The sequence below is a fragment of the Pantoea sp. VS1 genome, from assembly GCF_002207995.1.
GTDB lineage: Bacteria > Pseudomonadota > Gammaproteobacteria > Enterobacterales > Enterobacteriaceae > Pantoea > Pantoea dispersa.
Window position 1 is genome coordinate 67,882 of record NZ_NHZE01000067.1, and the last position, 6,995, is coordinate 74,876.

At 54.2% G+C, this 6,995-nt stretch carries 10 protein-coding genes; 9 read left to right on the forward strand and 1 reads right to left on the reverse strand.

The genetic code is table 11. The annotated features are described in order from the left end of the window. Nucleotides 1-31 precede the first annotated feature (31 nt). Nucleotides 32-250: a SlyX family protein gene (locus CBW22_RS22820; RefSeq protein WP_010616434.1), complete on the reverse strand. Its 219-nt coding sequence runs from the start codon at nucleotides 248-250 to the stop codon at nucleotides 32-34. A gap of 280 nt (nucleotides 251-530) precedes the next feature. On the opposite strand from CBW22_RS22820, the gene fkpA reads away from it, so the two are divergent. The 9 genes from fkpA to CBW22_RS22865 form a co-directional block, all read left to right on the forward strand. Beyond that, complete coding sequence (gene fkpA / locus CBW22_RS22825) at nucleotides 531-1,361, forward strand: FKBP-type peptidyl-prolyl cis-trans isomerase (protein ID WP_021507456.1); 831 nt, start codon at nucleotides 531-533, stop codon at nucleotides 1,359-1,361. A gap of 186 nt (nucleotides 1,362-1,547) precedes the next feature. Then, nucleotides 1,548-2,270 carry a helix-turn-helix transcriptional regulator gene (locus CBW22_RS22830; RefSeq protein ID WP_021507457.1) on the forward strand — a complete coding sequence of 241 codons (723 nt, stop codon included), beginning with the start codon at nucleotides 1,548-1,550 and terminating at the stop codon, nucleotides 2,268-2,270. After that, nucleotides 2,270-2,656: a sulfurtransferase complex subunit TusD gene (gene tusD, locus CBW22_RS22835; protein WP_088517945.1), complete on the forward strand. Its 387-nt coding sequence runs from the start codon at nucleotides 2,270-2,272 to the stop codon at nucleotides 2,654-2,656. Before CBW22_RS22830 ends, tusD begins: the two co-directional genes overlap by 1 nt. Next, nucleotides 2,656-3,015, forward strand: coding sequence for a sulfurtransferase complex subunit TusC (gene tusC, locus CBW22_RS22840; RefSeq protein WP_021507459.1), 360 nt, complete (start codon nucleotides 2,656-2,658; stop codon nucleotides 3,013-3,015). Before tusD ends, tusC begins: the two co-directional genes overlap by 1 nt. A gap of 9 nt (nucleotides 3,016-3,024) precedes the next feature. After that, on the forward strand, nucleotides 3,025-3,312 hold the full coding sequence (gene tusB, locus CBW22_RS22845; protein WP_021507460.1) for a sulfurtransferase complex subunit TusB: 288 nt from the start codon (nucleotides 3,025-3,027) through the stop codon (nucleotides 3,310-3,312). Nucleotides 3,313-3,436: 124 nt separating this feature from the next. Continuing rightward, nucleotides 3,437-3,811 carry a 30S ribosomal protein S12 gene (rpsL, locus tag CBW22_RS22850; protein ID WP_010616440.1) on the forward strand — a complete coding sequence of 125 codons (375 nt, stop codon included), beginning with the start codon at nucleotides 3,437-3,439 and terminating at the stop codon, nucleotides 3,809-3,811. A gap of 96 nt (nucleotides 3,812-3,907) precedes the next feature. Beyond that, nucleotides 3,908-4,378, forward strand: a complete 471-nt coding sequence (gene rpsG / locus CBW22_RS22855; protein ID WP_007886246.1) for a 30S ribosomal protein S7 — start codon at nucleotides 3,908-3,910, stop codon at nucleotides 4,376-4,378. A gap of 93 nt (nucleotides 4,379-4,471) precedes the next feature. Then, a complete protein-coding gene (fusA, locus tag CBW22_RS22860; RefSeq protein WP_021507461.1) occupies nucleotides 4,472-6,586 on the forward strand; it encodes an elongation factor G in 2,115 nt (704 codons plus the stop codon). Between the two features lie 69 nt (nucleotides 6,587-6,655). Further along, on the forward strand, nucleotides 6,656-6,995 hold a 340-nt coding region (locus CBW22_RS22865; RefSeq protein ID WP_176428170.1), incomplete at its 3' end, for a GTP-binding protein.

The window sequence follows — 6,995 nt, forward strand, 5'->3', positions numbered from 1 at the left end:
GCCTTTTTATTGGGCAGCAAAGCGCGCGATATTAATAGTGCGGCGGCGGGGTCTCTTCCGCTTGCGAAGCGACCATGGACGGGGCGGCGGCCTTCACTTTATCCACCAGCAGACGCACCTGCTCACGCAGTTTACTCATTTCCAGCTCGTGCTGAACCACCGTCTGATTGAGCTGCTCAATGGTATGTTCCTGGAAAGCCAGCTTGCTCTCCAGCGCCTCAAGGCGTTGATCCCATTCTGGTTGTTGCATCATCACTCCTCCTGTCACGGTGCTGCGCGTTGATCTTGTCGGGCGTGATTCTACGGTCTTTCGTGTCAGAATCACCTGATATTTCACCTTCGGTCTGGCGTATGCATTGAATTCCCGCGTTGCGCCTATATCTCTGATGAAACTTCCTGAAGCAAAAAAGGTCGGAGGTTGACCGGGTAATTACACTGTGGGAGTGTTCGCCACTGCCACGTAAAGTTATAGTGTGGGCCACTGTCCGCAATGATTCCCGAGGTTTTGAAGCTTCGGTTTTGGAGAAAGGATGAAATCACTGTTTAAAGTCACATTGTTAGCTACCACCATGGCCGTCGCGCTGAATGCACCGCTGGCAATGGCAGCAGAAACCACTGCGGCACCGGCTGACGCAGCGCAGGCTGCGCCACAGGCGCCGAAAAATGCTGCCTTCAAAAACGAAGACCAGCAGTCAGCCTATGCGCTGGGCGCCTCCCTGGGTCGCTACATGGACAACTCTCTGAAGGAGCAGGAGAAACTGGGTATCAAACTGGACAAAGACCAGCTGATTGCCGGTGTTCAGGATGCGTTTGGCGGCAAGAGCAAGCTGTCTGACGAAGAGATTGAGCAGACGCTGCAGGCGTTTGAAGGCCGCGTGAAAGGGGCCGCTCAGGCGAAGATGGAAAAAGACGCGAAAGAGAATGCCGACAAAGGCACCGCTTACGCGGACAAGTTCGCCAAAGAGAAGGGCGTGAAGAAAACCGAATCTGGCCTGCTGTATCAGGTAGAGAAAGAGGGCAGCGGTGAGACCCCGAAAGACAGCGATACCGTAGTGGTTAACTACAAAGGTACGCTGATTGACGGCACCGAGTTCGACAACTCTTACACGCGCGGCGAGCCGCTGTCGTTCCGTCTGGACGGCGTAATCCCGGGCTGGACCGAAGGTCTGAAGCACGTGAAGAAAGGCGGTAAGATCAAGCTGGTGATCCCACCGAACCTGGCTTACGGCAAAAACGGCGTACCGGGTATTCCGGCCAACTCAACGCTGGTGTTCGATGTTGAGCTGCTCGACATCAAGCCGGCGCCGAAAGCCGATGAGAAAGCGCAGGCTCCGGCCGCCGCTGACAAGAAAGCGCAGTAAGCTGACCTGCACCGCCGCCTTCGGGCGGCGGTTTTGTTTTCGCTCATCCTGAATTTGCGGCGCGATGAGTAAAGCTCTGGCTAAAAACGGCGACATTTGCCAGACTAGCGCCTGCACAATGATCATAAGATGAGTCTGCCCCAATGCTGTCGAGACAGGCTCCAGCCATTTAGGGTAATGTCTTCGATGTCTAATCCATTCAATCCCGGCGAACTGACTGACTTCGATTTACTGGAGCAGCGTCCGTTCGAACAAGCAGACTACGATATTCTTAAATCCTACGAAGCGGTGGTCGACGGTCTGGCGATGCTGATTGGCTCGCACTGCGAAATCGTGCTGCACTCTCTGGAAGATCTTAAATGCTCCGCCGTGCGTATCGCCAACGGCGAACATACCGGCCGCAAAGTGGGTTCCCCGATTACCGATCTGGCGCTGCGCATGCTGCATGATATGCACGGCGCGGAGAGCAATGTGTCGCGCGCCTACTTCACGCGGGCCAAAAGTGGCGTGCTGATGAAGTCGGTAACCATTGCGATTCGTAACCGGCAGCAGCGGGTGATTGGCCTGCTGTGCATCAATATGAACCTGGACGTACCGTTTTCGCAGATTATGTCGACTTTCATGCCGCCGGAGACGCAGCAGGTGGATTCCAACGTCAACTTTGCCAGCTCGGTAGAGGATCTGGTCACCCAGACGCTGGAGTTCACTATTGAAGAGGTGAGCGCCGACCGCAACGTGTCGAATAACGCCAAGAATCGCCAGATCGTCCTCAATCTGTACGAGAAGGGCATTTTCGATATCAAGGACGCCATTAACCAGGTGGCCGATCGCCTCAATATTTCTAAGCACACCGTGTATCTGTATATCCGCCAGTTTAAGAGTGGCGATCTGCAGGGGCAGGATCGCTAATGCGCTACACGCTGCTGGTGACCGGGCCGGCTTATGGCACACAGCACGCCAGTAGCGCGCTACTGTTTGCCCGTGCGCTGCTGGCACAGGGACATCAGCTGGAAAGCGTGTTCTTTTACCGCGAAGGCGTGCTGAATGCTAACCAGCTCAGCGCGCCGGCCAGCGATGAAGTGGACATGGTGCGCGCCTGGCAGCAGCTGCGCGACGACAGTGGCGCGGCGCTGAATATCTGTGTGGCAGCCGCGTTGCGGCGCGGCGTGACCGATGTGCAGGAGGCGGCACGCCTGCAGCTGGCGGGCAGCAATCTGCAGCCCGGATTTACCCTTAGCGGCTTGGGCGCGCTGGCGGAAGCCGCGCTGAGCTGCGATCGCCTGGTGCAGTTCTGATGAACCGCGTGGCGTTTCTGTTTACGCAGGCTCCGCACGGCAGCAGTGCTGGCCGGGAAGGGCTGGATGCCGTGCTGGCGACCGGCGCGCTGAGCGAGGATATCGGCCTGTTCTTTATTGGCGACGGCGTGCTGCAGCTCAACCGCGATCAGCAGCCGGCGCAGATTCTGGCGCGTGACTATATTGCGACCTTTGGCGTGCTGGCGCTATACGACATCGATCGCTGCTATATCTGTCAGGCGTCACTGTTGGCACGTGGCCAGAGTCTCACGGCAGCGCGCGTGCTGGATGCGCAGCTGCTGGAACCTGCCGCGCTACGCCAGACGCTGGCAACTTATGACCGTATCCTCCGTTTCTGAGAACTGACCATGCTCTACACCCTGCTGCACTCTCCCTGGCAATGCGATTTCGATAGCCTGCTGCTGCTGTTGCAGGAGGGCGATGACGTGTTGCTGTTACAGGATGGCGTGACGGCCGCGCTGGCAGGCAGTCAGAAGCTGCAGCAGCTGCTGGCGTCGCCTGCCACGCTGTGGGTATTAGAAGAAGACGTGATGGCGCGCGGGCTGACTGCGCAAATTTCGACCAATGTGTCGCGCCTGAACTATACTGGTTTCGTTACGCTGACGACGAAGCATCCACAACAAGTGGCCTGGTGAAGGGTAAAACCTGGTTATTTCTTGACACCCTATGGGCACAGCCCTAAAATTCTGCCTCCTCGTAGTAATACGAGGCGATTTATTACGTGTTTACGAAGCAAAAGCTAAATCCAGGAGCTATTTAATGGCAACAGTTAACCAGCTGGTTCGCAAACCACGCGTTCGTCAGGTTGCTAAAAGCAACGTGCCGGCGCTGGAAGCTTGCCCGCAAAAACGTGGTGTTTGTACTCGTGTTTACACCACTACCCCGAAAAAACCAAACTCCGCACTGCGTAAAGTCTGCCGTGTGCGTTTGACTAACGGTTTTGAAGTCACCTCCTACATCGGCGGTGAAGGTCATAACCTGCAGGAGCACTCCGTGATCCTAATCCGTGGCGGTCGTGTAAAAGACCTGCCAGGTGTGCGTTACCACACCGTTCGTGGCGCGCTGGACTGCTCAGGTGTTAAAGACCGTAAGCAGGCTCGCTCCAAGTACGGCGTGAAGAAGCCAAAGGCTTAATGGTTCTCCGTTAAGTAAGGCCAAACGTTTTAACTTTAATGTCAAAATAAACTCGTAGAGTTTTGGACAATCCTGAATTAACAACGGAGTATTTCCATGCCACGTCGTCGCGTCATTGGTCAGCGTAAAATTCTGCCGGATCCTAAGTTCGGATCAGAGCTGCTGGCTAAATTTGTAAATATCCTGATGGTAGATGGTAAAAAATCTACTGCTGAATCAATCGTCTATACCGCACTTGATACCCTGGCTCAACGTGCTGGTAAAGATGGTCTGGAAGCTTTCGAAGTTGCACTCGAAAACGTACGTCCGACTGTCGAAGTTAAGTCACGTCGCGTTGGTGGTTCAACCTACCAGGTTCCAGTTGAAGTCCGTCCGGTTCGTCGTAATGCCCTGGCAATGCGTTGGATCGTAGAAGCTGCTCGTAAACGCGGTGATAAATCGATGGCTCTCCGCCTGGCGAACGAACTTTCTGACGCTGCAGAAAACAAAGGTACTGCAGTGAAGAAACGTGAAGACGTTCACCGTATGGCTGAAGCCAACAAGGCGTTCGCACACTACCGCTGGTAATCGCCACGTAGTTGTTGTTAAACCAGCGGGCGCTCATTCAGCCAACCCGCTGGGGTCGACTTACATTGAACGTCCGAGAATCAGAGGAATCAAATGGCTCGTACAACACCCATTGCGCGCTACCGTAACATCGGTATCAGCGCACACATTGACGCCGGTAAAACCACTACCACCGAGCGTATCCTGTTCTACACCGGTGTTAACCACAAAATCGGTGAAGTGCACGATGGCGCTGCAACCATGGACTGGATGGCGCAGGAGCAGGAGCGTGGTATTACCATCACCTCTGCAGCGACCACTGCGTTCTGGTCAGGTATGGCGAAGCAGTTTGAGCCGCACCGCATCAACATCATCGACACCCCGGGACACGTTGACTTCACCATCGAAGTAGAACGTTCTATGCGTGTGCTCGACGGCGCAGTAATGGTTTACTGTGCAGTAGGTGGCGTGCAGCCGCAGTCTGAAACCGTATGGCGTCAGGCAAACAAATATAAAGTTCCACGTATCGCGTTCGTTAACAAAATGGACCGTATGGGTGCGAACTTCCTGAAAGTTGTTGGTCAGATCGAATCACGTCTGGGCGCGACTCCGGTTCCACTGCAGCTGGCTATCGGCGCAGAAGAGAACTTCACCGGTGTTGTTGACCTGATCAAGATGAAAGAGATCAACTGGAACGACGCCGATCAGGGTACTACCTTCGTTTACGAAGATATCCGTGCTGAGTTGCAGGAACTGGCTGAAGAGTGGCGTGGCAAGCTGATTGAAGCAGCTGCTGAAGCTTCTGAAGAGCTGATGGAGAAATTCTTTAGCGGTGAAGAACTGTCTGAAGAAGAGATCAAATCTGCTCTGCGTAAGCGCGTACTGAACAACGAGATCATCCTCGTGACCTGTGGTTCTGCATTTAAGAACAAAGGTGTTCAGGCGATGCTGGATGCAGTCGTTGAATATCTGCCAGCACCAACTGACGTTCCGGCGATCAACGGTATCCTGGACGACGGTAAAGATACCCCGGCTGAGCGTCACGCAACTGACGACGAGCCGTTCTCTGCGCTGGCGTTCAAAATTGCCAACGACCCGTTCGTAGGTAACCTGACCTTCTTCCGCGTTTACTCGGGTGTGGTTAACTCGGGCGATACCGTACTGAACTCCGTGAAATCTGCACGTGAGCGTTTCGGTCGTATCGTTCAGATGCACGCCAACAAACGTGAAGAGATCAGCGAAGTTCGCGCAGGCGACATCGCTGCAGCAATCGGTCTGAAAGACGTGATCACCGGTGATACCCTGTGTGATCCATCTAACCCGATCATTCTGGAGCGTATGGAATTCCCTGAGCCGGTAATTTCTATCGCCGTTGAGCCGAAAACCAAAGCTGACCAGGAAAAAATGGGTCTGGCTCTGGGTCGTCTGGCGAAAGAAGACCCGTCATTCCGCGTATGGACTGACGAAGAGTCTAACCAGACCATCATCGCTGGTATGGGTGAGCTGCACCTCGACATCATCGTTGACCGCATGAAGCGTGAATTCAACGTTGAAGCGAACGTCGGTAAACCTCAGGTTGCTTACCGCGAAGCGATTCGCTCTAAAGTTACCGATATCGAAGGTAAACACGCCAAGCAGTCTGGTGGTCGTGGTCAGTACGGTCATGTTGTTATCGACATGTACCCACTGGAGCCGGGTTCGAATCCGAAAGGCTACGAATTTGTCAACGATATCAAAGGTGGTGTGATTCCTGGTGAATACATCCCTGCGGTTGATAAAGGTATCCAGGAGCAGCTGAAGTCTGGTCCACTGGCCGGTTACCCGGTAGTTGACCTGGGCGTGCGCCTGCACTTCGGTTCTTACCATGACGTTGACTCCTCTGAGCTGGCGTTTAAACTGGCCGCTTCTATCGCCTTCAAAGATGGCTTTAAGAAAGCACAGCCGGTTCTGCTTGAGCCAATCATGAAGGTTGAAGTAGAAACCCCAGAAGAGAACACCGGTGACGTTATCGGTGACCTGAGCCGCCGTCGTGGTATGCTGAAAGGTCAGGAATCTAACGCGACTGGCGTTCAGATTCACGCTGAAGTTCCGCTGTCTGAAATGTTCGGATACGCGACTCAGTTGCGTTCTCTGACCAAAGGCCGTGCTTCTTACTCCATGGAGTTCCTGAAGTACGATGATGCGCCGAACAACGTCGCTCAGGCCGTTATTGAAGCTCGTAGCAAATAAGGCTACGGTTTAAAAATTGTGAACTGATGCCTTCATCACTGATGAAGGCATAACGTAAGGATTATCGCCATGGCGAAAGAGCAATTTCAACGTAACAAACTGCACGTAAACGTGGGCACCATCGGTCACGTCGACCACGGTAAAACCACCCTGACTGCAGCCATCACCACCGTTCTGGCTAAAACCTACGGCGGCCAGGCTCGTGCATTCGATCAGATCGATAACGCGCCAGAAGAGAAGGCTCGTGGTATCACCATCAACACCTCTCACGTTGAATATGAAACCCCGGCCCGTCACTACGCACACGTTGACTGCCCAGGCCACGCCGACTATGTGAAAAACATGATCACCGGTGCTGCGCAGATGGACGGCGCGATCCTGGTTGTTGCTGCGACTGATGGCCCAATGC